22 protein-coding genes and 4 tRNA genes are annotated in these 25,554 nt (G+C 66.9%); 7 read left to right on the top strand and 19 right to left on the bottom strand.

The window, feature by feature from the left end; translation table 11 throughout:
- Positions 1-7 precede the first annotated feature (7 nt).
- The 11 genes from recO to ACQVBX_RS04840 all read right to left on the bottom strand — a co-directional run bounded on the left by recO (position 8) and on the right by ACQVBX_RS04840 (position 11,921).
- Complete coding sequence (gene recO / locus ACQVBX_RS04890) at positions 8-718, bottom strand: DNA repair protein RecO (protein ID WP_431636789.1); 711 nt, start codon at positions 716-718, stop codon at positions 8-10.
- A gap of 28 nt (positions 719-746) precedes the next feature.
- The gene (gene era, locus ACQVBX_RS04885) at positions 747-1,691 is read right to left on the bottom strand and encodes a GTPase Era (protein WP_431636788.1); all 945 of its coding nucleotides are present in this window, start codon (positions 1,689-1,691) and stop codon (positions 747-749) included.
- Between the two features lie 85 nt (positions 1,692-1,776).
- Complete coding sequence (gene rnc, locus ACQVBX_RS04880; protein WP_431636787.1) at positions 1,777-2,436, bottom strand: ribonuclease III; 660 nt, start codon at positions 2,434-2,436, stop codon at positions 1,777-1,779.
- Between the two features lie 3 nt (positions 2,437-2,439).
- Positions 2,440-2,820: a DUF4845 domain-containing protein gene (locus ACQVBX_RS04875; RefSeq protein WP_431636785.1), complete on the bottom strand. Its 381-nt coding sequence runs from the start codon at positions 2,818-2,820 to the stop codon at positions 2,440-2,442.
- 138 nt (positions 2,821-2,958) lie between these two features.
- Complete coding sequence (gene lepB, locus ACQVBX_RS04870; RefSeq protein ID WP_431636784.1) at positions 2,959-3,909, bottom strand: signal peptidase I; 951 nt, start codon at positions 3,907-3,909, stop codon at positions 2,959-2,961.
- 72 nt (positions 3,910-3,981) lie between these two features.
- Entirely contained in the window at positions 3,982-5,772 is a 1,791-nt protein-coding gene (gene lepA / locus ACQVBX_RS04865; RefSeq protein WP_431636781.1) for a translation elongation factor 4, read from the bottom strand.
- Between the two features lie 145 nt (positions 5,773-5,917).
- On the bottom strand, positions 5,918-7,372 hold the full coding sequence (locus ACQVBX_RS04860) for a Do family serine endopeptidase (protein WP_431636780.1): 1,455 nt from the start codon (positions 7,370-7,372) through the stop codon (positions 5,918-5,920).
- A gap of 117 nt (positions 7,373-7,489) precedes the next feature.
- Positions 7,490-8,125, bottom strand: coding sequence for a sigma-E factor negative regulatory protein (locus ACQVBX_RS04855; RefSeq protein ID WP_431636778.1), 636 nt, complete (start codon positions 8,123-8,125; stop codon positions 7,490-7,492).
- On the bottom strand, positions 8,122-8,715 hold the full coding sequence (rpoE, locus tag ACQVBX_RS04850) for an RNA polymerase sigma factor RpoE (protein WP_431636776.1): 594 nt from the start codon (positions 8,713-8,715) through the stop codon (positions 8,122-8,124). Before rpoE ends, ACQVBX_RS04855 begins: the two co-directional genes overlap by 4 nt.
- A 132-nt stretch (positions 8,716-8,847) precedes the next feature.
- Positions 8,848-11,427: a putative bifunctional diguanylate cyclase/phosphodiesterase gene (locus ACQVBX_RS04845; RefSeq protein WP_431636774.1), complete on the bottom strand. Its 2,580-nt coding sequence runs from the start codon at positions 11,425-11,427 to the stop codon at positions 8,848-8,850.
- Positions 11,427-11,921: a hypothetical protein gene (locus ACQVBX_RS04840; protein WP_431636772.1), complete on the bottom strand. Its 495-nt coding sequence runs from the start codon at positions 11,919-11,921 to the stop codon at positions 11,427-11,429. The genes ACQVBX_RS04845 and ACQVBX_RS04840 overlap by 1 nt, the downstream gene beginning before the upstream one ends.
- A 160-nt stretch (positions 11,922-12,081) precedes the next feature.
- Here ACQVBX_RS04840 and ACQVBX_RS04835 point away from each other — a divergent pair, with 160 nt between their 5' ends.
- Complete coding sequence (locus ACQVBX_RS04835) at positions 12,082-14,154, top strand: 3-hydroxyacyl-CoA dehydrogenase NAD-binding domain-containing protein (RefSeq protein WP_431636771.1); 2,073 nt, start codon at positions 12,082-12,084, stop codon at positions 14,152-14,154.
- 40 nt (positions 14,155-14,194) lie between these two features.
- Here ACQVBX_RS04835 and ACQVBX_RS04830 read toward each other — a convergent pair whose 3' ends face one another.
- From ACQVBX_RS04830 to ACQVBX_RS04810, 5 genes are all read right to left on the bottom strand, one after another.
- Entirely contained in the window at positions 14,195-14,764 is a 570-nt protein-coding gene (locus ACQVBX_RS04830; RefSeq protein WP_431636769.1) for a DUF2058 domain-containing protein, read from the bottom strand.
- 25 nt (positions 14,765-14,789) lie between these two features.
- Positions 14,790-15,014 (bottom strand): SlyX family protein, encoded by a 225-nt coding sequence (locus ACQVBX_RS04825; RefSeq protein WP_431636768.1) that lies wholly within the window; start codon positions 15,012-15,014, stop codon positions 14,790-14,792.
- A gap of 2 nt (positions 15,015-15,016) precedes the next feature.
- Positions 15,017-16,357, bottom strand: coding sequence for a UDP-glucose dehydrogenase family protein (locus ACQVBX_RS04820; RefSeq protein ID WP_431636766.1), 1,341 nt, complete (start codon positions 16,355-16,357; stop codon positions 15,017-15,019).
- Positions 16,358-16,484: 127 nt separating this feature from the next.
- On the bottom strand, positions 16,485-17,255 hold the full coding sequence (locus ACQVBX_RS04815; RefSeq protein ID WP_431636765.1) for an FKBP-type peptidyl-prolyl cis-trans isomerase N-terminal domain-containing protein: 771 nt from the start codon (positions 17,253-17,255) through the stop codon (positions 16,485-16,487).
- A gap of 170 nt (positions 17,256-17,425) precedes the next feature.
- Complete coding sequence (locus ACQVBX_RS04810; RefSeq protein WP_431636763.1) at positions 17,426-19,168, bottom strand: cation:proton antiporter; 1,743 nt, start codon at positions 19,166-19,168, stop codon at positions 17,426-17,428.
- A 155-nt stretch (positions 19,169-19,323) separates the two neighbouring features.
- On the opposite strand from ACQVBX_RS04810, the gene ACQVBX_RS04805 reads away from it, so the two are divergent.
- From ACQVBX_RS04805 to ACQVBX_RS04795, 3 genes are all read left to right on the top strand, one after another.
- Positions 19,324-19,399, top strand: a tRNA-Ala gene (locus ACQVBX_RS04805).
- A gap of 9 nt (positions 19,400-19,408) precedes the next feature.
- Positions 19,409-19,484 (top strand) — tRNA-Glu (locus tag ACQVBX_RS04800).
- A gap of 58 nt (positions 19,485-19,542) precedes the next feature.
- Positions 19,543-19,619, top strand: a tRNA-Asp gene (locus ACQVBX_RS04795).
- 53 nt (positions 19,620-19,672) lie between these two features.
- On the opposite strand, the gene ACQVBX_RS04790 is transcribed toward ACQVBX_RS04795, so the two are convergent.
- Positions 19,673-20,155, bottom strand: coding sequence for a DUF1249 domain-containing protein (locus ACQVBX_RS04790; protein WP_431636761.1), 483 nt, complete (start codon positions 20,153-20,155; stop codon positions 19,673-19,675).
- Positions 20,156-20,176: 21 nt separating this feature from the next.
- Positions 20,177-20,992: a posphoenolpyruvate synthetase regulatory kinase/phosphorylase PpsR gene (gene ppsR, locus ACQVBX_RS04785; protein WP_431636758.1), complete on the bottom strand. Its 816-nt coding sequence runs from the start codon at positions 20,990-20,992 to the stop codon at positions 20,177-20,179.
- Positions 20,993-21,216: 224 nt separating this feature from the next.
- On the opposite strand from ppsR, the gene ppsA reads away from it, so the two are divergent.
- Positions 21,217-23,589 (top strand): phosphoenolpyruvate synthase, encoded by a 2,373-nt coding sequence (ppsA, locus tag ACQVBX_RS04780; RefSeq protein ID WP_431636757.1) that lies wholly within the window; start codon positions 21,217-21,219, stop codon positions 23,587-23,589.
- Positions 23,590-23,820: 231 nt separating this feature from the next.
- Entirely contained in the window at positions 23,821-24,591 is a 771-nt protein-coding gene (locus ACQVBX_RS04775; RefSeq protein WP_431636755.1) for a TetR/AcrR family transcriptional regulator, read from the top strand.
- Positions 24,592-24,650: 59 nt separating this feature from the next.
- Here ACQVBX_RS04775 and ACQVBX_RS04770 read toward each other — a convergent pair.
- Positions 24,651-24,740 (bottom strand) — tRNA-Ser (locus ACQVBX_RS04770).
- 111 nt (positions 24,741-24,851) lie between these two features.
- Between ACQVBX_RS04770 and ACQVBX_RS04765 the strand changes: the two genes are divergently transcribed.
- Positions 24,852-25,553 carry a PP2C family protein-serine/threonine phosphatase gene (locus tag ACQVBX_RS04765; protein WP_431636754.1) on the top strand — a complete coding sequence of 234 codons (702 nt, stop codon included), beginning with the start codon at positions 24,852-24,854 and terminating at the stop codon, positions 25,551-25,553.
- Position 25,554 lies beyond the last annotated feature (1 nt).

Here is a 25,554-nt window from a genome sequence, read left to right as displayed (position 1 = left end):
CCGAAGCTCAGCGCCGCGACATCGCCGCGGCCAGCACCTGCCAGGCGCGTAGCTCGCCACCGCCGAGATGAAAACGGATGACCTCGCGCATCATGCCGCGCAGCGATTGCAGGTCGGTCGCCCCGGGAAAGCGGTCGTGCGCCAGGGCCAACAGCACCTCCCCGCGCAGGGCACCGGTGTCGCCGGCCATGCAGGGCATCGGCCCGCTCTCGGCGTGATAGCGGTAGTGCGTGTCCGGGTCGATCGCCGCGCCGGTGGCGGCGTCGTGGTCGAGCACGAGCGCATAGCCCAATGCCTGCAGGAAATCGCGTTCGAAGCGGCGCAGCGTCCACGCCAGCGGCTCCGCGCCGGACAGCCGCGCCAGCGTGAGCGCGTAGCTGTCGAACATGTCCGGGTGCGGATCCTGCCGACCGGTCAAGCGCACCACCAGCTCGTTGACGTACAGCCCGGCCAGGCCGTGGTCGCCCAGCAAGCGGCGTGGCGCGTCCAGCGGCTCGGCGCCGCGCAAGGTGGCGAGTTCGCCGCGCATCAGCAGATCCATTGCCAGGCGCTGAAACGGCTCCAGCAGCGCACGCTGGGCGCGTCCCTTCTCGCTGCGCACGCCGCGCGCCACCACGCCGACCCGCCCGCACTCGCGGGTCAGGCACTCCAGCAGCAGCGACGTCTCGCGGTACGGCCGCGCGTGCAGAACATAGGCAGGCTGCTGATCGATGCGCATGGCGTGGACGGCGGCGCGCGCCGTCGGATCAGTCGGTGTAGCCGAACTTCTTCAGCATGGACTCGTCGTCCACCCAGCCTTCGCGCACCTTCACCCACAGCTTGAGGAACACCTTGCGCTCGAACAGGCGCTCCATGTGCCGGCGGGCGGCACTGCCGATCGCCTTGAGCTGGGCGCCGCCCTGGCCGATCACGATCGCTTTCTGGCCATCGCGCTCCACCCAGATCACGGCGTGGATTTCCGCCACGCCATCGGGACGGTCCGCGAACTGCTCGATCTCCACCGTGGTGGCGTACGGCAGTTCCTGGTCCAGCCGCAGCATGAGCTGTTCGCGCACCATCTCGGCAGCGAGGAAGCGCTCGCTGCGATCGGTCACCTCGTCTTCGCCGTACATCGGCGGCTGCACCGGCAGACGGGCCAGGATCGCCTTCTCCAGCTCGGCCAGGCCCTTCTCCTTCAGCGCGCTGACGTAGTGGATCTCGTCGAAGGCGTGGGTTTCGGCGAGCTTGGCCACGAACGGCAGCAGCGCGCCCTTGTCCTTGCTGAGGTCGACCTTGTTGATCGCCAGCAGGCGCGGGGTGTCCTGCTCGCCCAGTGCGGCGTAGACGGCCTCGTCCTCGTCGGTCCAGCGGCCGGCCTCGACCACTTGCACGGCCACGTCGACATCGCTGATCGCCGAGCGTGCGGCGCGGTTGAGGCTGCGGTTCATGGCGCGCTTGGCGCCGCGATGCAGGCCGGGCGTATCGACGTAGAGAATCTGCCCTGCATCGGTGGTGTTGATGCCCAAAATGCGGTGCCGCGTAGTCTGCGGTCGCGGGCTGACGATGGACAGGCGAAAGCCGATCAACGCGTTGAGCAGAGTCGACTTGCCCACGTTGGGACGCCCGGCCAGCGCCACCGTGCCGCAGCGGAAGTCGTCGTGCGGCAGGGCGGGCGCGCCATCGGCGGCGGAAAGGTCGTGTTCGTCGGTCATCGGCATGAAATCTGGGGGCGAGATAGGGGGCTAGCATCGCGCCGGGGCGGCGCGGATGCCAGTGATGGTTCGGTCGGCCCGCGCGTCAGGCGCGAGCGTTGTGTTCGAGCAGGCGGGCCAGCACGCTTTCGGCGGCATCCTGCTCGGCCGAGCGCCGGCTCGAGCCGCTGGCCTGGGCGTCCAGCTCCATGGGCTCGGCGATCGTGCAGCGCACGTCGAATTGTTTGGCGTGGTCGTCACCATGGCTGGCGACCAGCTCGTAACGCGGCAGCGGCCAGCCGCCGGCCTGCAGGTGTTCCTGCAGGCGGGTCTTGGCGTCCTTGGAGGAGCGCGGCAGTGCGGCGATGCGCTCGGCGAACAACTGGCGCACCACCTGTCGGCAGGCCTCGAACCCGCCATCGAGATAGACCGCCGCGATCAGCGCCTCGAACGCGTCGGCGAGAATCGACTCGCGCCGGAAGCCGCCGCTCTTGAGTTCGCCGGGGCCGAGCTTCAGGCGATCACCCAGCTCCAGTTCGCGCGCGATCACCGCCAGCGCCGGGCCGTTCACCAGCTGCGCGCGCAGCCGCGAGAGCTCCCCCTCGCTGGCGTGCGGGTGCACCTCGAACAACATCTCGGCGACCACTGCACCGAGGAACGCGTCGCCCAGGAACTCCAGCCGCTCGTTGTTCGGCCGCCCGACGCTGCGATGGGTCAGCGCCAGATCGGCCAGCGCCGGATCGCGGAATCGGTAATCAAGCGTCAAGAATCATTCACCCACGGTGCCGGAGAGCGCCACGCTGTTGTCGAAATGCAGCAGGAAATCGATGTTGGCGATGAACGGCACCTGCTTGTCGTAGCTGACCACCAGCGTCGAAGCGCCGTTGTTGCGCTCGATGGTGATGTCCGACGGCTGGATGGTGGCGTCATCGACGTACTGGAAACCCATCTTGAAGATCAGGTCGCGACGGATCGTATCGAGCGAGCGCCCGTTGGCGCCGTCAGTGGCGATCTGGCTCATGGCCTTCTTCACGCCCATAAACTCGACGTACGACGGCACCAGCTTCATGGCCATGAAACCGAAGAAGGCCACGATGATCAGGATCATCAAGAATCCGATCAGCGTGATGCCCGACTGTTTTGCTTTCATAGTCCCCTCGCTAAGCCGCCTGGCGGCAACCCCCGGTAATGGCCGATTCGGCCCGATTCTGTCCCGCCGTCGCAACGTACGCGGCGAGGGCGATTCTGCCCGCAGCCGGCGCGCGCGTCACGCGCCGGCCGTCGCAGATCAGTGGATCAACGTGCCGATACGCTTCCAGGCGACGCCGCCGGTATGCAGGCCCTGCCAGCTGAACCAGATCAGGAAGGCCTTGCCGGCGAGGTTCTTCTCCGGCAGGCAGCCCCACCAGCGGCTGTCGGTGCTGTTCTCGCGATCGTCGCCCATCACCAGATAGCAGCCCTGCGGCACCTTGGAAGGCACCAGCTGGTTGGGAATCGTATTGGTCGGCATGCGCGAAGGCATGCGAGCCACCAGGTGATTGACGGTCTTGCCGTTCTCGCCCGGCAGATGCTCGTTCCACACCGTGGCGCCGTAGTACAGCAGCTCGGCATCTTCCGCGCGCTGCGGATTGCCAATGTACGGACCCAGCTCGTCGGAGGCGACCGGCTTGCCGTTGATCACGATCTGACTGTCGCGCACTTCGATGGTGTCACCGGGCAGACCGATCACGCGCTTGATCCAGTTCTGGCTCGGCACCGGGGTGAGCGGCGTCGGGCAGGCGTGGTCGGCGCCGTTGGCCGGCGTGGTGCCGTCCTCCGCGCCGCCGATGCGCTGGAAGTGCCCGTCGGCATCGCGGCACAGGTAGCCGGGAAAACGGAACACCACCACATCGCCGCGCTTGGGCTCGCCAATGTCCAGGAACTTGTTGTTGAACGCCGGCAGCCGCAGGCCGTAGGCGAACTTGTTGACCAGGATGAAATCGCCCACGTCCAGCGTCGGCATCATCGAGCCGGACGGGATGCGGAACGGCTCGGCCACGAACGAGCGCAGCAGCAGCACCACGAACACCACCGGGAACAGCGAGCGCGCCCAGTCGACCGGCATCGGATCGCGGTATTCCGCACCGGCCGCATCCAGCCGCGCCTTGCGGCGGCGATACAGCAGCGCGCGATCCAGGCCCCACACCACGCCAAACAGCACGGTCAGGCCGAGCAGGATGGCGGAAAAATCAAAATCCATGTGTTGCTCCGTCAAGGGAAGGTTGCGTGACACGCCCGTGGCCGCAGGTCGGCCGGACGCGCGTCGCGGCCCTTATTTGTCCACCTTCAGCACGGCGAGAAACGCTTCCTGCGGAATCTCCACGCGGCCCACCTGCTTCATGCGTTTCTTGCCTTCCTTCTGCTTCTCCAGAAGTTTCTTCTTGCGGCTGACGTCGCCGCCGTAGCACTTGGCCAGCACGTTCTTGCGCAGCGCCTTGACGGTGGAACGCGCGATGATCTGCGCGCCGATCGCCGCTTGGATCGCCACGTCGAACTGCTGGCGGGGAATCAGATCCTTCATGCGCTCGACCAGTTCGCGTCCGCGACGCTCTGCGTGCACGCGGTGCACGATGAGGCTCAGTGCGTCGACGCGGTCGCCGTTGATCAGCACGTCGGTGCGCACGAACGGGCCGGCCTCGAAGCGATCGAAGTGGTAGTCCATCGAGGCGTAACCTCGCGAGACTGACTTCAGGCGGTCGAAGAAGTCCAGCACCACCTCGGCCAGCGGGATCTCGTAGGTGATCTGCACCTGGGTGGCGAGGTACTGGATCGAGCGCTGCACGCCGCGCTTTTCCTCGCACAGGGTGATGATGTTGCCGATGTATTCCTGCGGCGTGAGGATGCTGGCCACCACGATCGGCTCGCGGATCTCGTCGATCTGCGGCACCGGCGGCAGCTTGGCCGGGTTGTCCAGCGACATGATGGTGCCGTCGGTCTTGAGGATCTCGTAGACCACGGTCGGCGCGGTGGTGATCAGGTCCAGGTCGTACTCGCGCTCCAGCCGCTCCTGCACGATCTCCATGTGCAGCATGCCGAGAAAGCCGCAGCGAAAACCGAAGCCCATCGCCTCGGACGATTCCGGTTCGAAGAACAGCGCAGCGTCGTTGAGGCGCAGCTTGTCCAGCGCCTCGCGCAGTGCGGGGTAGTCGTCGGCGGAGACCGGGAACAGGCCGGCGAACACCCGCGGCTGCATGGTCTGGAAGCCAGGAAGCGGCTTTTCGGCCGGCTTGCCGGCGAGGGTGAGCGTGTCGCCCACCGGCGCGCCGTGCACGTCCTTGATCGAGGCGGTGATCCAGCCCACCTCGCCTGCCCCCAGCCGCGTCAACTTCTTGCGCTTGGGCGTGAAGACACCCACCTCGCCTACCTCGTGGGTGCGTCCGGTGGACATCACCAGCAGCTTGTCGCCGGGCTTGATCTCGCCCTGCATCACGCGCACCAGCGACACCACGCCCAGGTAGTTGTCGAACCACGAATCGATGATCAGCGCCTGCAGGCGATCGGTGTCGCGCGGCTTGGGCGGCGGGATGCGCGCCACGATGGCTTCGAGCACCTCGACCACGTTGAGTCCGGTCTTGGCGCTCACCGCCACCGCGTCGTCGGCGTCGATACCGATCACCGCCTCGATCTCGCCCTTCACCTTGTCGATGTCGGCCGTGGGCAGGTCGATCTTGTTGAGCACCGGCACCACTTCCAGCCCCATCTCGACCGCGGTGTAGCAGTTGGCAACCGACTGCGCCTCCACGCCCTGGGCGGCGTCCACCACCAGCAGCGCACCCTCGCAGGCGGCCAGCGAACGGCTGACCTCGTAGGAAAAATCCACGTGTCCGGGCGTGTCGATGAAATTGAGCTGGTAGGTCTTGCCGTCGCGCGCCTTGTACGGCAGCGACACGGACTGCGCCTTGATGGTGATGCCGCGTTCGCGTTCGATCGGGTTGGAGTCGAGCACCTGGGCTTCCATCTCGCGATCGGCCAGGCCGCCACAGATCTGGATGATGCGGTCGGCGAGCGTGGACTTGCCGTGGTCGATGTGCGCGATGATGGAGAAGTTGCGGATCAGTTCCATGGGCTACGCTGTCAGCTTGCACCGCCAGGCGGAAACGCCGGCGGCGTGCCCCCGGGATGGCGGCACGAACCCGGCATTATCGCATGGAACGCCATCCCGCCTGCGCCCCGGCGGCCACCCTCGAGCGGCCGCCGGGACAGGTGGATCACTTGCCGTCGGGCACCGTGATGCCGATGAAACTGCTCTGCTCGCCGCGGCGCACCAGCAGCAGCACCGTACTGCCCGCCTTGACGTCCTTGGTCGCCGCACGGAAGTCGGCCACGCTGCCGACGGCGTGCTGGTCCACCCGCAGGATCACGTCGCCCGCGCGCAGGCCCGCCTGCGCGGCGGCTTCGCCGGAAATGTCCGTCACCTGCACTCCCTCGCCCGCGCGCAGACCCATCTGCTTGCGATCGTCGGCACTGATCGGCCCAACCGCCAGGCCGAGGGCTTGGGAGCCGGAGGTCTGCACGGGTGCGGAGCCATCCGGAGCCACCGCGTCGGGATCGCGCGGCGCCGTGCCCACCGTCACCTGCAAGGTCTCGTGCTTGCCGTTGCGCAGCACTTCCACCGGCACGCGCGTGCCGGGCTTGGTCAGGCCCACCAGCGGCGGCAGGTCGCCGGGCTGATCGATCGTTTCGCCGTTGTACTTGAGGATGATGTCGCCGGCCTGGATGCCGGCCTTCTCGGCGCCGCTGTCCGGGCTGACCTGGGTCACCGCCGCGCCGACACCGCGGTCGAGCTTGTAGACCTTGACCATGTCATCGCTGACACCCTGCACCATCACGCCGAGCTGGCCGCGGGTCACGAAACCCTTCGCCTTGATCTGCTCGACCGCGTTCATCGCCACGTCGATCGGGATGGAGAACGCCACGCCGAGATAGCCGCCGGTGTTGGAATAGATCTGCGAGTTCACCCCCACCACCTGGCCCTGCAGGTTGAACAGCGGGCCGCCGGAGTTGCCGCGGTTGATCGGCACGTCGGTCTGGATGAACGAGGTGTAGGGCTGGTCGCCGCCGCCCAGATTACGGCCGACCGCGCTGACGATGCCCTGGGTCACCGTGTAGTCGAAGCCGAACGGCGAGCCGATGGCGAGCACCCACTGACCCGGTTTCAGCGATTGCGACTCGCCGATGCGCACCGCCGGCAGTGTGCCTTTGGTGCTGACCTTCAGCAGCGCGATGTCGTACTGGGGATCGGTGCCGACCACCTTGGCGGTGAGCGTACGGCGATCCTGCAGGCGCACCGTCACCTCGTCGGCGTGGTCGACCACGTGGTTGTTGGTCAGGATGTAGCCGTCGCCGGAAATGATGAAGCCCGAACCCAGCGAGGTGTGCTTCTGCTCCTCGGGCGAAGGCATGGCCGGCATGCCGAAGAAGCGCCGCAGGATCTCCGCCTGGTCATCGCCGCCGGGGACACCCGGCATCGCGCGGGGTTGCCGACGGCCGTTGTACTTCGCTTCCACGTGCACCACCGCGGCCGCGTTTTGCTGGACGATGCCGGTGAAGTCCGGCAACGACGCCGCCGACGCGGCAGCGGGGGTCTGGGCCTGGACGCCACCGGCAGCGGCCAGTCCGATCAACACGCTGCAGGCAAGCAGACGCACGCTGGAACGACTCATGATCTCCTCCTAGACACGGGTTCAGGCAAACGGAAACCACCGGCGCGCCATACGCGCCGGGGCAAACAGGTAAGCATCTGGAAAGCACACCGCGGAACGGGACACGCGGAGCGCCATTTATTGCGCGACAGCCGCCTCGCGCACCGGGCGCCGGACCGACTGACGTGTGGGATCGATCAGCAACAGGTAGCTGCCGTCGGCGTTCTGCCGGGTGCGGTAACCATTCACCCGGTACGGCGACAGCGACTGCTCGTAGGGTGAAATGGCGTCGCCGGCGGGGAACGCAGCCTGCTCGCTGTAGCGGAACGCATTGGTATTGCTCAGCCAGGCCGGCACGGCGGCTGGCGCGGCCTGCGACGGCGCCGCGGCCGGCTCGCTGACCTTGGCCACCGAGGGCGCAGCGAGCGGCGCATCCACCGAGTGTCCGGCTGGCCGACTCGCCATCAAGGCGACCACGGCGACACTGGCCGCAATGGCACCGCCGGCGGAGAACTTGAGCCAGTTCGAACGTCGCCCGCGCGGCATCGCCGCGGCAGCGGCTTCCACCGCGATCGCCTGCATGACCCGGTCGGCGAAGGTGAAAGATGCCAGGGCCGGAAGCTCGCCGCGCAGGCTGGCCGACGCCACGTGGAAGCTCGACCAGCGCTGCTGCAACGCGACATCGTGGTCGAGCCGACGCAGCAGGAAGCGAAGCTCCTCGCTACCGAGCTCGCCATCCATGCCTGCAGAGAGTTGTTCGGGGTTGTTGCTCATGTCTGATCCTCGCGATCGGACAACAGTGGACGCAATTTTTCGTCGATCGCCTCACGAGCCCGGAAGATGCGCGAACGCACGGTTCCGATGGGGCAGCTCATGGTTTCGGCGATGTCCTCGTAGCTGAGCCCTTCCACCTCCCGCAGGGTGATGGCGGTGCGCAGCTCTTCGGGCAGGGCTTGGACCGCAGCAAACACGGTTTGTTCCACCTGCTGGCGCATCAGTTCGCGCTCGGGCGTGGCGGTTTCCTGCATGCGGTCCGAGCCGGGCACGAACACGGCGTCTTCCGCATCGATGTCGTCGGCCGGGGGACGCCGCCCCATCGCCACCAGGTGGTTCTTGGCGGTGTTGACGGCGATCTTGTACATCCAGGTGTAGAACGCGCTGTCGCCGCGGAACGAGCCGATCGCTCGCCAGGCGCGCACGAAGGCGTCCTGGGCGATGTCCTCGGCCTCGGCGTGATTGTTCGCATAGCGGGAAACCAGCCCGATCACCTTGTGCTGGTACTTGCGCACCAGCAGGTCGAACGCCCGCTTGTCCCCCTGTTGGACACGCTCAACCAGCGCCCGATCCAGTTCGTTGTCGCCCATCCGGGCCGTCCCCTCGGTTGCTGTGGCCACTTCAATCGCATTCTTGGCGGAGGATGGAAGCCGCATCAGACACGCTGCAGCACCGCAAGTTCATCCTGCGGCTCCATCGAGGTGGGGACGACCGGCCCCAGCTCAAGCCGCCGCCGCGCCCTCGCCTTCCACCAGGCGCTGACGCTCGCCCAGCAGCCGCTCGAAACTGGCCTGCGGCAGCGGCCGACAGAACAGGTAACCCTGCAGCTCGTCGCAGTGGTTGGCGCGCAGGAACTCGAAATGCTGCTCGATCTCGACGCCTTCGGCCACCACGCCCCGCTTCAGACGGTGCGCCATCTCGATGGTCGCGCGCACGATCGCCTCGTCATCGGGGTCGATGCCGATGTTGCGCACGAAACTCTGGTCGATCTTGATGCGGTCGGCCGGCAGCCGGCGCAGGTAATCCAGCGAGGCGGCGCCGGTGCCGAAATCGTCGATGGCGATGCGGCAGCCCAGGTCGTGCAGGCCGTGCAGGTTCTCCACCAGGTTGGGCACCTCCTTGATCGAGATGCTCTCGGTGACTTCCATCTCGAGCAGACTCGGGTCGAGGCCGGTCTCCTTGAGCACGCGGCTGACCACGTCCAGCAGGTCCGGCTCCATCAGCTGCACCGCCGACAGGTTCACGCCCAGCCGCAGACGCAGACCGAACGCCTGCTCCCACGCCTGCGCCTGGGCGCAGGCCGTGCGCAGCACCCATTCGCCCAGCGACACGATGAGACCGCTTTCCTCGGCCAGCGGGATGAACACACCGGGACTGATCCCGCCCAGCTCTGGGTGTTCCCAGCGCACCAGCGCCTCCATCCCCACGATGTCCTCGGTGGCCGCGTCCACCTGTGGCTGGTAGAACACCCGCAGTTCGCCGTTGCGTTCGGCATGGCGCAGTCGGGAAATCAGGGCCACGTCCTGCTGCTGGGCCTGGTCCTGGCTCATTTCGTAGATCTGGAAGTTGTTGCGTCCCAGATGCTTGGCGGCGTACATCGCCTCGTCGGCGTGCTTGAGCAAGGTGTCGGCGTCGGCGGCGTCGTCGGGGAAGAAGCTCACGCCGATCGATGCGGTGACCTGCAGCTCCTCGCCGCCGTCCAGGTGCAGCGGCGCCTCCATCACCTGCACAATCTTCTCGGCCACACGCAGCACGTCGTCGGTCTTGATGATGTGTCGCAACACCACCGTGAACTCGTCGCCGGCATAGCGCGCCACCGTGTCGGAGGCGCGGATGGAACTGCACAGCCGCTGCGTGACCACGCGCAGCACCTGGTCGCCCGCGGCGTGGCCGTAGGTGTCGTTGATCGCCTTGAAGCGATCCAGGTCCACGAACAGCACGGCGAAACACTCGCCGGTGCGGTGGGCTTCGCGGATGATCGTGTCCAGGCGATCGTTGAACAGCAGGCGGTTGGGCAGGCCGGTGAGCGCATCCAGCAGGCCTTCGGCGCGCCCCTGCTCGCGCGTGCGGCGCAACTCGATCGACTGGGCGAAGCGCGCCGCCGCACAGCGCAGCACCGGCTCGACGATATCCATCCGCCCCAGCCCACGCCGACGCCCCACCAGCAGGGCGCCGATCACGCTGCGGCGCTCGTCCAGCAACGGCAGGCCCGCGAAACCGGCGAGGCGCAGCTGCTGCAACAAGGGGTCGTATTCGGCCAACCGCTGGCCATCGTCCGCATTCAGCATGGCCTTGCCGCCCAGCACCCGGCGCAGCGAGGTCTGCAAGGCAGGATCGGGCCAGTCGATGTCCTCGCCCTTCCAGTGCAGGATGAGTTGCGACGGCACCGCGCTGTCTTCGGGGCGGGCCGACCACAGCGCGAGGTAATCCAGTGACAGCTCGTCGATCAGCAGACGGGCCGTGGCTGCCTGTGGGTCGATGCTGTTGCCCGCCTGGAACATCCGCGTGAGCAGGGCCAGCGCCGCCTCGCCGCGGGCCTCGGCGCGGTCGCTGCGAAACGACAATGCCACAGCGTCCCGGCCGCGGTGGCGCACACGCCGCGCGTTGGCCTGTCCGGTATCGGCGCCATGCCGGGTGCGCCGCTGACAGGGGTACCAGCGGCGATCCACCTCGCGCAGCACCTGATCACACTCGACGCCCTCGAAGGCCAGCAGCGCAGCGAGCGGCTTGCCGAGCAGGTCGGTCACTGCGAGCTGGCTGTGCCGGAATACGGCCGCGTTGATGTCCAGCATGCGCTCTCCGGACGGATCGACCACGATCCATTCGCAGTCGCCATCTTCGTCATCGAAGGCAAAGCGATAGGCAAGCGCGTCCTCCGGTGAGGCGGTGGCGGCAACGCGGCCCTGCGTTGCGGGACCGGCCGGCTCACGCGAGCGGGCACGCTGCCAGCGTGCCACCAGCTCGCGCTCGAGATGGGTGCTGTCCAGCCAGTCGGTCACCGAATCGGGCAGCAGCGCCGGGCCGATCTTGCAGTCGCCGGCGAACACGGCCAGCAACGGCGCGTCGCGGCAGACATCCATCGCGCGCAGCTGTTCGCAGCACGCCCGCGAGGCCCGCCCATCCCCTTCGAAGGCGACCACGATGAGGGCCACCGGTCCGCGTCCAGCCAGGAGGATGGCGGCATGGGCGGCGTCGCGCGCACTGAGGATGCGGTCATGCTCTTCGCGGTCCAGCACATCGAACAGGCGCCGACGCAGTTCGCGGTGCGCCGCCACCACCAGCATGTCGGTCGACGCGGCCATCAGACGACCCAGCGCCCGTCACGCAATCGTGGACGCACGGGCAGATCCAGCCGGGCGCTGATCTTCACCGCCGCCTCGCCCAGGTGATCGACCAGCGCCTGCGGCGCATCAAGCAGGACCACCCGGCGCACATGTCCGGCTGGCGCGCGGGCCAGCTGACGCAGCAAGGTGGCATCCATCGCCGACAACGGCAGCTCGAGATCCGCCAGCAGGTAAACGCCGAAGTGCATGCTCTGCTGCATGTAGCGCAGCGCGTTACCCAGGCGCTGGCAGCCGGGCACGCGCGCGTGCGCATCGCGCAGGCTTCCCAGCCCCTGGTCGGGCTGCCACAGGTAGACCGCCTGGCCGGAGTGCCGGGCGATGGTGCGAAAGTCGTTGATCAGCGTGGCGCCATCGCCGCCTTCGAGCACGATCAGGCCTCCCGGGGCGGCGAGGATGCGTTCGAAGATTTCTACTCCGGCCTTGGGCGGGCTGGACGCCATCATGGACTGCATATAGCGCGGTACGTTTGCGCACCGCCGGGCAATTGGCAATAGCGAACGTGACCGCCTTCGCGGTCTGTCCGGCGACGCCGGCTGAGGCCGGCGCCGATCTCGCATTCGACCGTCCGGGAGGGTATGGTTTGGAGCCCTTCCTCAGCGGCTGCAGGCTCCCATGTTCGAAGGACTGCGATTCAACCACTGGAAGACCGGCCTGGACGACGCCGGCATCGTCACCCTCACCCTGGATCGTGCGGGCAGCAGCGTCAACGCGATCTCGCGCGAGGTGCTGGACGAGCTCGAGCAGATCGTCGAGCGCCTGGCGATCGAAAAGCCGGCCGGGGCGATCATCCACTCGGCCAAGCCCAGCGGATTCGCGGTAGGCGCCGACATCAAGGAGTTCGTCTCCTATGCCGAGCACGGCAGCGTGCGCGAGAACATCGAGCATGGCCAACGCGTGTTCGAGCAGCTCGCCCGCCTGCCCTTTCCCACCGTGGCGGCGGTGCATGGCGCCTGCATGGGCGGCGGCACCGAACTGATCCTCGCCTGCCGCCAGCGCATCGCTGCGGAGGACGACAGCACCCGGATCGCCCTGCCCGAGGTCATGCTCGGCATCCATCCCGGCTGGGGCGGCACGGCACGGCTGCCTCGCCTGATCGGCGCCACCGATGCGCTGCCGGTCATGCTGACCGGCCGCACGCTGTCGGCACGGCGGGCGCTAGCGCTGGGCGTCATCGATCGTGTCGCGCCGGCGGCCGAACTGCTGGCGGAGGCACGCGCGCTGCTGCGCAGGCCGCACACGCGCCCGCTGGGTCAGCGCGCCAAGGCCTGGGCCACCAACCTGTGGCCGGTGCGGCAGATCCTGGCGCCGATGGTGGTCAAGCAGACCGCAGCCAAGGTGCGCAAGGAGCATTACCCGGCACCGTTCGCGATGATCGAGGTATGGCGGCGCGGCGGCAGATCGATCCAGCAGCGCCTGGCGCTGGAGGCGCGCTCGGTCGCGAAGCTGGCCGACACGCCTACCGCACACAACCTGATCCGCATCTTCTTCCTGCAGGAGCGCCTGAAGAACCAGGGCGCGGGCGTGGAGCACGGCATTGAGCATGTGCATGTGGTCGGCGCGGGCGTCATGGGCGGCGACATCGCCGCCTGGTGCGCGCTCAAGGGCCTGCAGGTCACCCTGCAGGACCGCGAGATGAAGTTCATCCAGCCGGCGCTGGACCGGGCGCGCCAGCTGTACGAAAAGAAGCTCAAGTCGGCGGACAAGGTAGAAGCCGCGATGAAACGCCTGCGCGCCGACGTCGACGGCAGCGGCGTGGCCGATGCCGACCTGGCGATCGAGGCGATCTACGAGAACGCCGAGGCGAAGCGGGCGCTATATGCATCCATCGAACCGCAGTTCCAGGCCCAGGAAATCCTCGCCAGCAACACCTCCAGCATCCCGCTGGACGAACTAAGCGCAGGATTGAAGCAACCGCAGCGCTTCCTCGGCCTGCACTTCTTCAATCCGGTGGCGCAGATGCCGCTGGTGGAAGTGGTGCGGCACGACGGGCTGGATCCGACCGTCGAACGGCGCGCACTCGCCTTCTGCAAGGCGCTTGGCAAGCTGCCGGTGGCGGTGAAAGGCACTCCGGGCTTTCTGGTCAACCGCATCCTCATGCCCTACCTGCTGGAGGCATTGCGCCTGTACAGCGAGGGCGTGCCCGGGCCCGTGCTTGACCGCGAGGCAAAGAAATTCGGCATGCCGATGGGGCCGATCGAGCTGGCCGACACCGTGGGACTGGACGTGTGTGCGTCCGTCGGCAAGGAGCTGGCACCGTTCCTGGGGCTGGAACTGCCGCCCGGTATCGAGGAAAAACTCGACGCTGGCAAGCGCGGCAAGAAGGACGGCCAGGGGCTGTATGTCTGGCAGGACGGCAAGCCGGTGAAGCCGGAGGTCGATCCGGACTACACCGCACCGGCGGACCTGCAGGAGCGGCTGATCCTGCCGATGGTCAACGAGGCGGTGGCCTGTCTGGCCGACGGCGTGGTGGACGACGCCGACCTGCTCGATGCTGGCGTGATCTTCGGCACCGGCTTCGCACCGTTCCGTGGCGGCCCGATCGCCTATGCCCGCAGCGAGGGCGCCGAGGTAGTGAAGGGGCGTCTGGAGAAGCTCGCGCGCCAACACGGCGAGCGCTTCACGCCCAAGGCGGGCTGGGACCTTCCCGCACTGCGCGAGGCACCGGCCCTGCCCGTCCCCGCCTGACATGTCCTGCCGCCGCGGCGATCGCCGCGGCGGCAGCGACTTACCAGATCAGGTCGGCCGGCACGCCATCGTCGGACTCGCCCGCCTCGTCCGGTGACACCAGCAACGCGACCACACCCGCATCGACGGCACGCACCTGCTCGGCCAGCTCGCGGGTCACCAGCACGTAGCGCCCGGACTGCTGGATCACGCCCAGCTCGCCCGCATTGAGCGCCGCCAGCTGGGCGGCATCGACATAGACGCGGCGAATCTTGCCACCGTACTCGAAGTGCCGCGCCTGATCAGCATCGGCCTTGTTGAGCGCCTGGCCATCCAGAAGCTTCTGCACCTGGGCCTTGCGCTCACGTCGGATTCGCGCCTGCTCGGCCGCTTCCTGCTCGGCCCGCTTGCGCTCGGCCGCCTCGGTCTGGGCGCGCATGGCATACGCGCGCGCCAGGTCGATCTCTGCCTGATCACGCGGGCGCTCGCCAGCTGGCTTGCCGCCCTTCGCCCCCGCCTTGCCTGCGCCCTGACGCGCCGGCTTGCCGTGCGACGGTGGCGGACGCTTCTCGTCACGCACCTGTTTGACGATGCCGCTCTTGAGCAGCTGGTCGCGCAAGGAATCGCCCATGCTCTGGATCCGTGTCCGTGCTGTTTCAGTAGTGGGGGGGTGGCGGCTCGTCGCGTGCGTCGTTCGATGCGCCGATGCGCACCGACGCCAGCTCGCTGCGCAGGTCGCGCACGATGCGCTCCAGCGCCGCGATGCGCAGAGCCTGCTCCGCATCGGCGGCGCCGAGCGCATGCACGGTGTCGTCGATGAAGGTGAGCCGCACCTCCAACTCGGTCAACCGCTGTTCCAGATCGGGACGCTCGCCGGACACGATCAGCTCCGCGCGAGACTGCGGCCGCGGCCGATGCCGTAGTACGCCAAGCCCGCCTCTTCGACGGCGGCCGGGTCGTACAGATTGCGGCCATCGAAGATCACCGGCGTGGCCAGCGCGCTGCGGATGCGTGCGAAATCGGGGCTGCGGAAGGCCTTCCACTCGGTCAGGATGGCCAGCGCGTCGGCACCGTCGAGCGCATCGTAGGGATGCTCGCACAGCACCAGATCGGCGCGGTCGCCGTAGATCCGGCGGGTCTCGTCCGCCGCCTCCGGGTCGAACGCACGCACCCTGGCACCGGCCGCCCAGAGCATCTCCATCAGGCGCCGGCTGGACGCCTCGCGCATGTCGTCCGTGTTCGGCTTGAACGCCAGCCCCCACAGGGCAACGGTCTTGCCGGCGAGTTGGCCGCCGAAATGCCGCTGGACCAGCTCGAACAGCTTGGCCTTCTGCTCGTGGTTGACCTGCTCGACCGCGCCCAGCAGATGTGCCTCGTAGCCATGCGCGCGTGCGGTGCGCTCGAGCGCCTGCACGTCCTTGGGAAAGCACGAACCGCCGTAGCCGGCGCCGGGGTAGATGAAGTGGTACCCGATGCGCGGATCCGAGCCGATGCCCTGGCGCACCAGTTCCACGTCGGCGCCGACGCGCTCGGCAATGTTGGCGATCTCGTTCATGAAACTGATCTTGGTCGCCAGCATGGCGTTGGCGGCGTACTTGGTCAGCTCGGCCGAGCGCACGTCCATCAGCACGGTACGGTCGTGGTTGCGGTTGAACGGCGCGTAGAGCTTGCGCATGGTGGCGATGGCGCGCTCGCTGTTGCTGCCGATCACGATGCGGTCCGGCCGCAGGCAATCCTCGACGGCATCGCCCTCCTTGAGGAACTCGGGGTTGGAGACGACATCGAAATCCACCGCCGCACCGCGGGCTGCCAACTCGTCCGCGATCGCCTGGCGAACGCGGTCGGCGGTACCCACCGGCACCGTGGACTTGTTGACCACCACGGCGTAGCGATCCAGCTGCCGGCCGATGGTGCGTGCCACGGCCAGCACATACTGCAGGTCGGCACTGCCGTCCTCGTCCGGAGGCGTGCCGACCGCGATGAAAATAATGTCGCCATGGGCGATTGCCGGCGCGGCATCCGTTGTGAAGGCCAGCCGGCCTTCGGCAAAGTTCTGCTTCACCAGGGGCTCGAGGCCCGGCTCGAAGATCGGGATATCCCCCTGCTTGAGTCGCTCCACCTTGCCGGCATCGATGTCGACGCAAACCACGTGATTGCCCATTTCCGCCAGGCAAGCACCGGTGACGAGGCCCACGTAGCCCGTGCCGAAGATGGTGACTTTCATCGCAGCTCAGTTCCCTGCCAAATCGAAACGCAAATTCTAACAGCCAGCGCCCGCACACACGCCCAAAGAAAAAGGGCGCGAATGACTTCGCGCCCTTTCCGGTTCAGCTGGTACTACGAGCGGACGATCAGCCGCCCTGGCCCGGCTGGGCCTGGCCGGCCGGCGTCGGGCCGGTCTTCTCCAGGGTCACGTCGAAGATCAGCGTTTCGTTCGGCGGGAAGCCGTTACCCGGCTGCGCGCCGTAGGCGAGGCTCGACGGGATAAACAACTTGTAGTGCGCACCGGTCTGCATGAGCATCAGGCCCTCGCGGAAACCCGGGATCACGCCAGCGAGCGGAATCGGCACCGAGGTACCGGTCTTCGGCTCCGGATGATCGGCCGACGCGTCGAACTTCTCGCCGTTGACGAAGGTGCCGGTGTAGGTGATCTGCACCGTGTCATTCGGACCCGGACGCGGGCCGCTGCCGGCCGAGATCACCTGGTACTGCAGGCCCGAAGCCGTGGTCTTCACGCCCGGCGCCGACTTGTTCTTGGCGATGAAGGCGTCGCCCTCAGCCTTGTTCTTGGCCGCCACCTGCTCGTACTCGGCCTTCGCCTTGGCCTGCAGGTTCGTGATGAACGCCTGCTTCACCTGCTTGTATTCCGCCTCGCTCATCGTCGGCTTCTGGCCCGACAGCGCCGACTGCACGGCGCGGGCCACGGTCGCCGGATCCACCTCGTTGCGCACCAGCGGCGGCAGCGAGCTGGCCAGGTCCCAACCCACCACGTAGCTGGCCTTGGTCTTGTCGACCGTGCCGGCAGCCGAGGACTTGGCGGCCTGCGCGTGGGCGCCGGCAGTCATGCCCAGCGCCACGGCCAGAGCGGCCGTCGTGAGCGTGGGACGCAGAAAATGCTTCATTCGAGACTCCCTCAATTGGAATGTGCCGGCACTGCCGGACAAGCCTCCGCTGCGGAGGCTGGCCGCTCATTGTGCGACCGCTGCCAACGCTTGGCAACGACGCCCGGCCTGCGACCGTCTGTTGCAAAAAAGGTTCCCACGCGGCGGATACGACGCCCCCTGGCCCGCGCTCATTCCTTCGCGATGGTGTCGCGCAGGGCGGCCTGCAAACGGGCATGCACCCGGACCAGACCACGCCACAACACCACCGCAACCAGCACCCCGGCCGCCGCCAGCGACAGGGCGACCCCGCGCGGCGGGAGGATGGCCGAACCCAACGCGCTGACCAGCACGGCCAGCACCAATAAGGTCGCCAGCGGGATCAGCCGCGCCAACACGCCCCGGATGGCGCGCGTATAGCTCCCCGCATAACTCTCGCGAATCCCCAGTTCGGCCAGCAACATGCCCAGCGCCTCCGCCTTGCGATACACCGCGATCAGCAGCGGCAACGACAGGAACAGCGCCGCCGCCCAGATCACGGTGTGCCGCGCGTCCCGCGTCAGGCCGAGCATCGAGAACCAGGTCCAGTTGTGTGCATTGATGTAGGCGCCCACGACAAACAGCGTCACCACCAGCATCACGTTGATCGCAATGTGCGTGAGCAGCCGCCTCAACATGGCAGCGATCACCGCGTTCTCGTTGACCGGGCGCAGGTTTTCCAGCCAGCCGGTATAGCTGGACACCAGCAGCCGCAGCGGCGACGGCGCGAGGCGTCGCATGCCGTTCACCAGCCCATCGGCAGAGCGCACCAGATAGGGCGAGGCCGCCATGCACAGCACCGACACGGCCACCGCCACCGGATAGATAAAGTCGCTGACCGCGCCAAGCGACAGGCCCAGCGTCGCGATCACGAACGAGAACTCGCCGATCTGCGCCATGCTCACCCCGGTACGCACGGCCGTGCGCGGATCGTGGCCGATCGCGAACATACCCACGCTGCACACGACGGTCTTGCCAAGGATCACCACAGCGGCAATCGCCAAGGCGGGCAACACGTACTGGGCCAGCATGGCCGGATCGATCTTCAGGCCGATCGCCACGAAGAACAGCGCTGCGAACATGTCCCGCAGCGGCTCGATCAAGTGCATCACCTTTTCCGCGCTGCGCGCCTCGGCGACCACCGCACCCACCAGAAAAGCGCCCAGCGCCACGCTGAATCCCATCCAGGCCGCGAGCAGACTGGCGCCGAAGCACAACCCCAGCGTGCTGACCAGCAGCATCTCGTTGCGGCCGAAGCCGGCCACGTAATCGACCAGCCGCGGCACCACCAGCAGACCGATGATCATGCCTGCCACGACGAACAGGCCGAGGTGGCCGATCAAGGTGAAGGCTGACGACGCCTCGACCGAGCCGCCGATCGCCACCGCCGTCAGCAGCGTGAGGATGACGATGGTGAGCATGTCCTCCGCCACCAGCAGGCCGATCACCAACCGGGCAAACGGCAGCGCACGCAATCCGCTCTCGGACAAGGTGCGCGTGGCCACCATGGTGGAGGACAGCGCCATGATGCCGCCGAGGAACAGCGCGTCCCTGCCCTGCCAGCCGAACGCTTCGCCCAGGCCGTAGCCGATCCACAGCATCACGCCGACCTCGGCGACCGCCACCACCAGCACTCCGAGGCCGACCTCGCGCAATTTTCGGATGCTGAACTCCAGGCCCAGCGTAAACATCAGCAGCACGACGCCGAGGTTGGAGATGTCGTTGATGGTGCGAGGATCGGCCACCAGCACACCCGGCGTATGGGGGCCGATCAGCACTCCGGCGAGGATGTAACCGAGCAGCACCGGCTGGCGCAGGCGATGGAACAGGATGGTCGTGGCGCCGGCCACGATCATCACGATCGCGAGGTCGCGGATGAAGCCGATCTCGTGCATGCGTCTTCCTGGATAGCGTGAGCCACAAGCTTACCTGCAGGCACGTGTGCGCACGGGAGCGCTGGACTGGGGCGACGGCCCCGTCTCGAAAAATTTTTTCAGAAAACGCTTGACGGAATCGCAGCCCCTGCCTATTCTTTCGGGCTTCCAGCGGCGGGGCCATAGCTCAGCTGGGAGAGCGCCTGCATGGCATGCAGGAGGTCGGCGGTTCGATCCCGCCTGGCTCCACCAACTTAATTCGTCCCCATCGTCTAGAGGCCTAGGACATCACCCTTTCACGGTGGCGACCGGGGTTCGAATCCCCGTGGGGACGCCAAGTTGGAAACCCGCAGTTCGCCGCAACGCGAATGCAGTAGAAGCTGGAAGCAAGATGTGGAGCGGTAGTTCAGTTGGTTAGAATGCTGGCCTGTCACGCCGGAGGTCGCGGGTTCGAGTCCCGTCCGCTCCGCCACTAATGAGAAGCCCGCCTTGTGCGGGTTTTTTGTTGCCTAATTTTCGCCTCGTTTACTCGACCTGCGCAGGCGCCGCGTCATCGCGCTCCAGCGTACCCACGGAGTGCCCCTGCTCGGCCAAGTACTCCAGCCAGCGGGTAAGAAACCCGTTCATGCGCAGACGATGCTGCAACACCGTGTGCGCCGGCGGAAACGGCCCCAGCACCTGCCACAGATGGCGGCCCGGATGGCAATGCAGCGCTTCGGCCACGTGGGCGTCGGTGTAGACGCGCAACTGCGCCGAGGGCGTGCGCAGACCGGTCTGCGCATCGACCAGGTCGTACGTCAGCTCCAGCTCGAGCGTGTACGGGTGGCATTCCTGCAGTTGCAGGTGCACGTCCAACCCGTCATCCACGCTGGAAACGTAGCGCCCCGGCGTAAGCGTCTGCGGCGCGAACAGCCGCACCAGCCGATGGTAGTTCTCGGCGTAAAGCCCCATCAGGAACTCGAAACGTCCCGGCAGCAGGGCGGCGCGGCGATCCAGTACGGCACTCATACGGTCAGGCAACTCCGATCATCAGAACATGGTGCGCTCGATCCCGAAGCGCTCAAAGATCTTGCTGGCGATCTCCTCGATCGACACGTGCGTGGTGTTGAGGCTGGGGATGCCCTCGCGACGCATCAACTTGTCCGCCTGCGCCAGCTCCCACCGGCACTGTTCGATCGTGGCATAACGACTGTTCGCCCGGCGCTGCTCGCGGATCTGCGCTAGGCGCTGGGGATCGATGGTGAGGCCGAACAGGCGGTCCTTGTAGGGGCGCAAGCGGGCCGGCAGCTCCAGCTTGTCGAGGTCGTCGTCCGTGAGCGGATAGTTGGCGGCACTCACCCCGTAATGCAAGGCCATGTAGAGGCAGGTCGGCGTCTTGCCCGAGCGAGACACCCCGACCAGGATCAGGTCGGCCTGGGCATAGTCCACGTCAATGCCGTCGTCGTGCGAAAGCGCGTAGTTGGTGGCGTTGATGCGCGCTTCGTACTTGTCGAAATCCACCAGGCCATGCGAACGGTTCACCGCGCCCGAACGCTTGGCTCCCAGCTCTTCTTCGAGCGGGCCGATGAAGGGCGCGAACACGTCGAGCATCAGCGCGCCGCTGGTCGCCACGATGTCGCACAGCGCGCGGTCGGCCATGGTGTTGACCACGATCGGCCGGTCGCCGGTTTGCGCGTAGCGCGTCTTGATCCTGAGCGCGGCGGCCTCTGCCTTTCTCGCGTCATCCACGAACGGCAGGCGATGCTTGTCGAACTCCATGCCTTCGAATTGCGCCAGGATGCTGTTGCCGATCGTCTCCGCGGTAATACCAGTGGAATCGGAGATGAAGAAAACGGTTCGCTGCATGGATCGGTCCCGGCGTCTGAGAGGCAATGTCCGGCACCTTAGCGCATGCGCTGTTTGCTTTGTGCGCTTGACCTTCTGCTGACTGGTATGCAGGTGGCGCGGCAACGGATTGCATTGGTCTTCTTGTGCCGTGCACCAATCCCGGCGGACAATACCAGTTCTTTGTAGCCCGCTTTTGCCGGCTGCCGCACCTCACCCAATCTAGTGTTCCGAGGAGATCCACCTTGAACGACCTGGTGCTTTGGCTTGACCACCTGCGCATGACCGACCTAGCCAAGGTCGGCGGCAAGAACGCCTCGCTGGGCGAGATGATCGGCAACCTGAGCAAGCTGGGTGTGTCTGTGCCGGGCGGCTTCGCCACTACCGCCGAAGCGTTCCAGCACTACCTGGAAAAGAGCGGCGTGGCGCAGCGCATCCAGGCGCGCCTGGCCGGCCTGGACGTGGACGATGTCGACGCCCTCACCCGAGCCGGCAAGGAGATCCGCGAATGGGTCACTGAGACCCCGCTGCCGGCGGAGCTCGACCAGGCCATCCGCGACGCCTACGCCAAGCTGTGCAAGAACGCCGGCAGTGACGACATCGCCGTCGCGGTGCGCTCCTCGGCCACTGCCGAGGATCTGCCCGACGCCTCGTTCGCCGGTCAGCAGGAGACCTTCCTCAACGTGGTCGGCATCGAGGACGTGCTGCACAAGGTCAAGGAGGTGTTCGCCTCGCTCTACAACGACCGCGCCATCGCCTATCGCGTGCATCAGGGCTTCAAGCACGAGGATGTGTTCCTGTCCGCCGGCGTGCAGCTTATGGTGCGCTCGGACGTAGGCGCTTCCGGCGTGCTGTTCACGCTGGACACCGAGTCGGGCTTCCGCGATGTGGTGTTCGTCACCGGCTCCTACGGCCTGGGCGAGATGGTCGTGCAGGGCGCCGTGAACCCGGACGAGTTCTACGTCTTCAAGCCCACGCTCAAGGCCGGCAAGCCCGCCCTGCTCCGCCGCAGCCTCGGCGCCAAGCAGCAGCGCATGGTGTATTCGGACCAGCCCGGCGAGCGCGTGCGCATCGAGGAGACCCCGGCTGCCGACCGCAACCGCTTCTGCATCACCGATGCCGACGTGGAAGAGCTGGCCAAGCAGGCGCTGGTGATCGAACAGCACTACGGCCGCCCGATGGACATCGAGTGGGCGAAGGACGGCCACACCGGCAAGCTCTATGTGGTGCAGGCGCGCCCCGAGACGGTGAAGTCGCGCGCCCACGCCACCCAGCTCGAGCGCTTCCAGCTCCACGGCAAGGGCAAGGTGCTGTCCGAAGGCCGCGCGATCGGCCAGAAGATCGGCGCTGGCAAGGCGCGCGTGGTCAAGTCACTGGCGCAGATGAACGAGTTCCAGCCTGGCGATGTGCTGGTGGCCGACATGACCGATCCTGACTGGGAGCCGATCATGAAGCGCGCTGCTGCCATCGTCACCAACCGCGGCGGCCGCACCTGCCATGCGGCGATCATCGCCCGAGAGCTGGGCGTGCCGGCGGTAGTGGGCACCGGCAACGGCCTGCAGTCGATTCCCGACGGCGCCGAGGTCACGGTGTCCTGTGCCGAAGGCGACACCGGCATGATCTACGAGGGCAAGCTGCCGTTCGAGCGCATCACGGCGGACCTCGGCGCCATGCCCGAAGCACCGTTGAAGATCATGATGAACGTGGCCAACCCGGAGCGCGCGTTCGACTTCGGCATGCTGCCCAATGCCGGCATCGGCCTGGCCCGCCTGGAGATGATCATTGCCAGCCATATTGGCGTGCATCCCAAGGCCTTGCTGGAATACGCCAAGCAGGACGCCGAGACCAAGGCCCGCATCGACGAGCGCATGGCCGGCTACGCCGACCCGGTGTCGTTCTACGTGGACCGCCTGGGCGAAGGCATCGCCACCATCGCTGCCTCGGTGTATCCGAAGCCGGTGATCGTGCGCCTGTCCGACTTCAAGTCCAACGAGTACGCCGGCCTGATTGGCGGTTCGCGCTACGAGCCGCACGAAGAGAACCCGATGATCGGCTTCCGCGGCGCCAGCCGCTACGTCGATCCGAGCTTCGCCGAGTCGTTCGGACTGGAGTGCAAGGCAGTCAAGCATGTGCGCGAAACCATGGGCCTGGACAACGTCTGGGTGATGATCCCGTTCGTGCGCACGCTGGCCGAAGGCCGCAAGGTGATCGAGGTGCTGGCCGCCAACGGCCTCAAGCAGGGCGAGCACGGCCTGAAGGTCATCATGATGTGCGAAGTGCCCTCCAACGCCCTGCTGGCGGACGAGTTCCTGGACATCTTCGACGGCTTCTCGATCGGCTCCAACGACCTGACCCAGCTCACCCTGGGCCTGGACCGCGATTCGTCCATCGTCGCCAGCCTGTTCGACGAGCGCGACCCGGCGGTGAAGAAGCTGCTGGCCATGGCCATCCAGACAGCCCGCGCCAAGGGCAAGTACATCGGCATCTGCGGCCAAGGTCCCAGCGATCACCCGGACCTGGCCGAATGGCTGATGGAACAAGGCATCGAGTCGGTGTCGCTCAACCCTGACACCGTGGTCGACACCTGGCTGCGGCTGGCGAAGAAAAAAGCCGGCTGAGCCAACGCGGCGCGCTCGATCCAGTGACAACGAAGAGGCGGGGGATGACCCCACCTTTTTCGTGCGCGGCGCATCGTCGTGCAGTGCAGCTTGCCGGCAACCGCCATCGCCACTAGCGTCATACGGGTGTTTGAAGAGTCGTCGGGCGGCTCGGCCATCTCGCCGCAGCACCATCGGGCGCAGGAGGCAGCCCGCCGGCATCTACCAGCAATACCTTTTCGGGAACGGGCGATGCGCAGCACCACCGGGGGAGCACAGGCTGCCGACACGCGCAGTCGTCTGTTGCAGGCAGCCGAGCTGCTATTCATCGAACGCGGATACGAGGCCCTTTCACTGCGTCAGGTCACCGCTCGCGCAGGGGCCAACCTCGCCGCGGTGAACTATCACTTCGGCAGCAAGGACGCGATGCTCAAGGAGCTGCTGTCGCACCGGCTGGATCGCCTCAACGAAGAACGTCTGCGCCTGCTCGATGCCTGCGAGGCCGGCGATAGCGTGCCCGATTGCGTGGCCATTCTCGGCGTGCTGTTCGTGCCGGCTTTGCAGCTGGGGCGCGACCCGTCTGGCGGACCGGCCTTCCTGCGCCTGCTCGGGCGTGTCTACAGCGATGCCTCGCCATTTATCCGCGACCATCTGCAGCAGCACTACCGGCCGATCTTCGGGCGCTTCTTCGAGGCGTTCGCCCGCGCGCTACCGCAACTGCCCCGCAGCGAACTGGGCCTGCGCCTGCATTTCGCGCTCAAATCGCTTTCGGGCGTACTCGCGGCGGACGACATGGGCGAACTGGTGGCCGAACTCAGCATGGGCCAGGACATCAGCGACGCCGAGCTCCTGGCGCGCCTGGTGGCCCTGGTCTCTCCGGCACTCACCGCGCCGCTGGGCACACCACAGCAGATCGCGGCGATCGATCGCCTGATCCAGCTCAGCCATCGCGACGGCAGCGAAGCCCACCCGCGCAGCCCGGAATACCCAGAACGCACCAGCGCCTCACCGCTCGGTACCTGATCCGACTCCTCGGCCGCACAAGAAAAAAGCCCCGCATCGCTGCGAGGCTTTTGTCGTTTTGGCGGAGAGGGTGGGATTCGAACCCACGGTACGCTTACACGTACGCCTGATTTCGAGTCAGGTACATTCGACCACTCTGCCACCTCTCCAAAGGGGTCACACGGTGGTCCGCGCGAGCCGGTCATCATACGCATGCCCGCGAGCCGTGACAACTGGGTACCGCATCCGGCATGCTGCCGTGATTCGCCGGCAGCCCACCCATGATCGAATTCGGACACGGAACCCACGTCGGACTGCGCCGCACGCGCAACGAAGACACCTACTACGCCGATCCCTCACTCGGCCTGTTCCTGGTCGCCGACGGCATGGGCGGTCATCAGCATGGGGAAGTGGCGTCGGCGCTGGCGCGTGACGTCGTGGTGGCGGAGGTCCGCAACGGGGCACCCCTGATCGATGCCGTGCGCACGGCAGCCAGCCGGCTGGAAGCGCATGCCCGCAAGAGCCGCGATGCACTGCCGATGGGCACCACGTTGGCCGCGCTGCGGATCCGCGATGAGGCCTATGAGCTGGCCTGGGTCGGCGACAGTCGCATCTATGCATTCGGCGACCAGTTCCGGCAGGTCAGCCACGACCACTCGCTGGTCCAGGAACTGATCAACGCCGGCCGGCTCGATCCGGAGCTGGCCGCGCGTCACCCCCAACGCAATGTGCTCACGCAGGCGCTGGGAATCACCACCGCCGAGCAGATTCACATTGGCGTGGCGCGCGGTGCCTGCCGCGCCGGAATCGGCTTCCTGCTCTGTACGGATGGGCTGACCGAGGGCCTGGATGACGCGGCCCTGGCACGGCTGGTACAGCGCACGGACCTGGCGGCGCAGGAGTGCGTGGACCACCTGCTGCTGGACGGCCTGGAAGCCAGCGGCAGCGACAACCTGACCGTGATCCTGGTGCGCCTGAGCTGAC

Origin of the sequence: Dyella thailandensis (assembly GCF_050749815.1) — a bacterium.
Taxonomy (GTDB): Bacteria; Pseudomonadota; Gammaproteobacteria; order Xanthomonadales; family Rhodanobacteraceae; genus Dyella_A.
This window is presented reverse-complemented; position numbering and strand designations above follow the sequence as displayed.

Excerpts from the sequence above, each read along its gene's own strand:
- ACQVBX_RS04875 (WP_431636785.1), bottom strand. The coding sequence starts at position 2,820 with ATGAAAGCAAAACAGTCGGGCATCACGCTGATCGGATTCTTGATGATC.
- ACQVBX_RS04765 (WP_431636754.1), top strand. The coding sequence starts at position 24,852 with ATGATCGAATTCGGACACGGAACCCACGTCGGACTGCGCCGCACGCGC.
- ACQVBX_RS04790 (WP_431636761.1), bottom strand. The coding sequence starts at position 20,155 with ATGAGTGCCGTACTGGATCGCCGCGCCGCCCTGCTGCCGGGACGTTTC.
- rpoE (WP_431636776.1), bottom strand. The coding sequence starts at position 8,715 with ATGGGCGACAACGAACTGGATCGGGCGCTGGTTGAGCGTGTCCAACAG.
- ACQVBX_RS04835 (WP_431636771.1), top strand. The coding sequence starts at position 12,082 with ATGTTCGAAGGACTGCGATTCAACCACTGGAAGACCGGCCTGGACGAC.
- lepA (WP_431636781.1), bottom strand. The coding sequence starts at position 5,772 with ATGGAACTGATCCGCAACTTCTCCATCATCGCGCACATCGACCACGGC.
- ACQVBX_RS04860 (WP_431636780.1), bottom strand. The coding sequence starts at position 7,372 with ATGAGTCGTTCCAGCGTGCGTCTGCTTGCCTGCAGCGTGTTGATCGGA.
- era (WP_431636788.1), bottom strand. The coding sequence starts at position 1,691 with ATGACCGACGAACACGACCTTTCCGCCGCCGATGGCGCGCCCGCCCTG.
- ACQVBX_RS04845 (WP_431636774.1), bottom strand. The coding sequence starts at position 11,427 with ATGGCCGCGTCGACCGACATGCTGGTGGTGGCGGCGCACCGCGAACTG.
- lepB (WP_431636784.1), bottom strand. The coding sequence starts at position 3,909 with ATGGATTTTGATTTTTCCGCCATCCTGCTCGGCCTGACCGTGCTGTTT.
- ACQVBX_RS04810 (WP_431636763.1), bottom strand. The coding sequence starts at position 19,168 with ATGCACGAGATCGGCTTCATCCGCGACCTCGCGATCGTGATGATCGTG.
- ACQVBX_RS04775 (WP_431636755.1), top strand. The coding sequence starts at position 23,821 with ATGCGCAGCACCACCGGGGGAGCACAGGCTGCCGACACGCGCAGTCGT.
- ppsR (WP_431636758.1), bottom strand. The coding sequence starts at position 20,992 with ATGCAGCGAACCGTTTTCTTCATCTCCGATTCCACTGGTATTACCGCG.
- recO (WP_431636789.1), bottom strand. The coding sequence starts at position 718 with ATGCGCATCGATCAGCAGCCTGCCTATGTTCTGCACGCGCGGCCGTAC.
- ACQVBX_RS04830 (WP_431636769.1), bottom strand. The coding sequence starts at position 14,764 with ATGGGCGATTCCTTGCGCGACCAGCTGCTCAAGAGCGGCATCGTCAAA.
- ACQVBX_RS04815 (WP_431636765.1), bottom strand. The coding sequence starts at position 17,255 with ATGAAGCATTTTCTGCGTCCCACGCTCACGACGGCCGCTCTGGCCGTG.
- ACQVBX_RS04820 (WP_431636766.1), bottom strand. The coding sequence starts at position 16,357 with ATGAAAGTCACCATCTTCGGCACGGGCTACGTGGGCCTCGTCACCGGT.
- ACQVBX_RS04855 (WP_431636778.1), bottom strand. The coding sequence starts at position 8,125 with ATGAGCAACAACCCCGAACAACTCTCTGCAGGCATGGATGGCGAGCTC.
- ACQVBX_RS04840 (WP_431636772.1), bottom strand. The coding sequence starts at position 11,921 with ATGCAGTCCATGATGGCGTCCAGCCCGCCCAAGGCCGGAGTAGAAATC.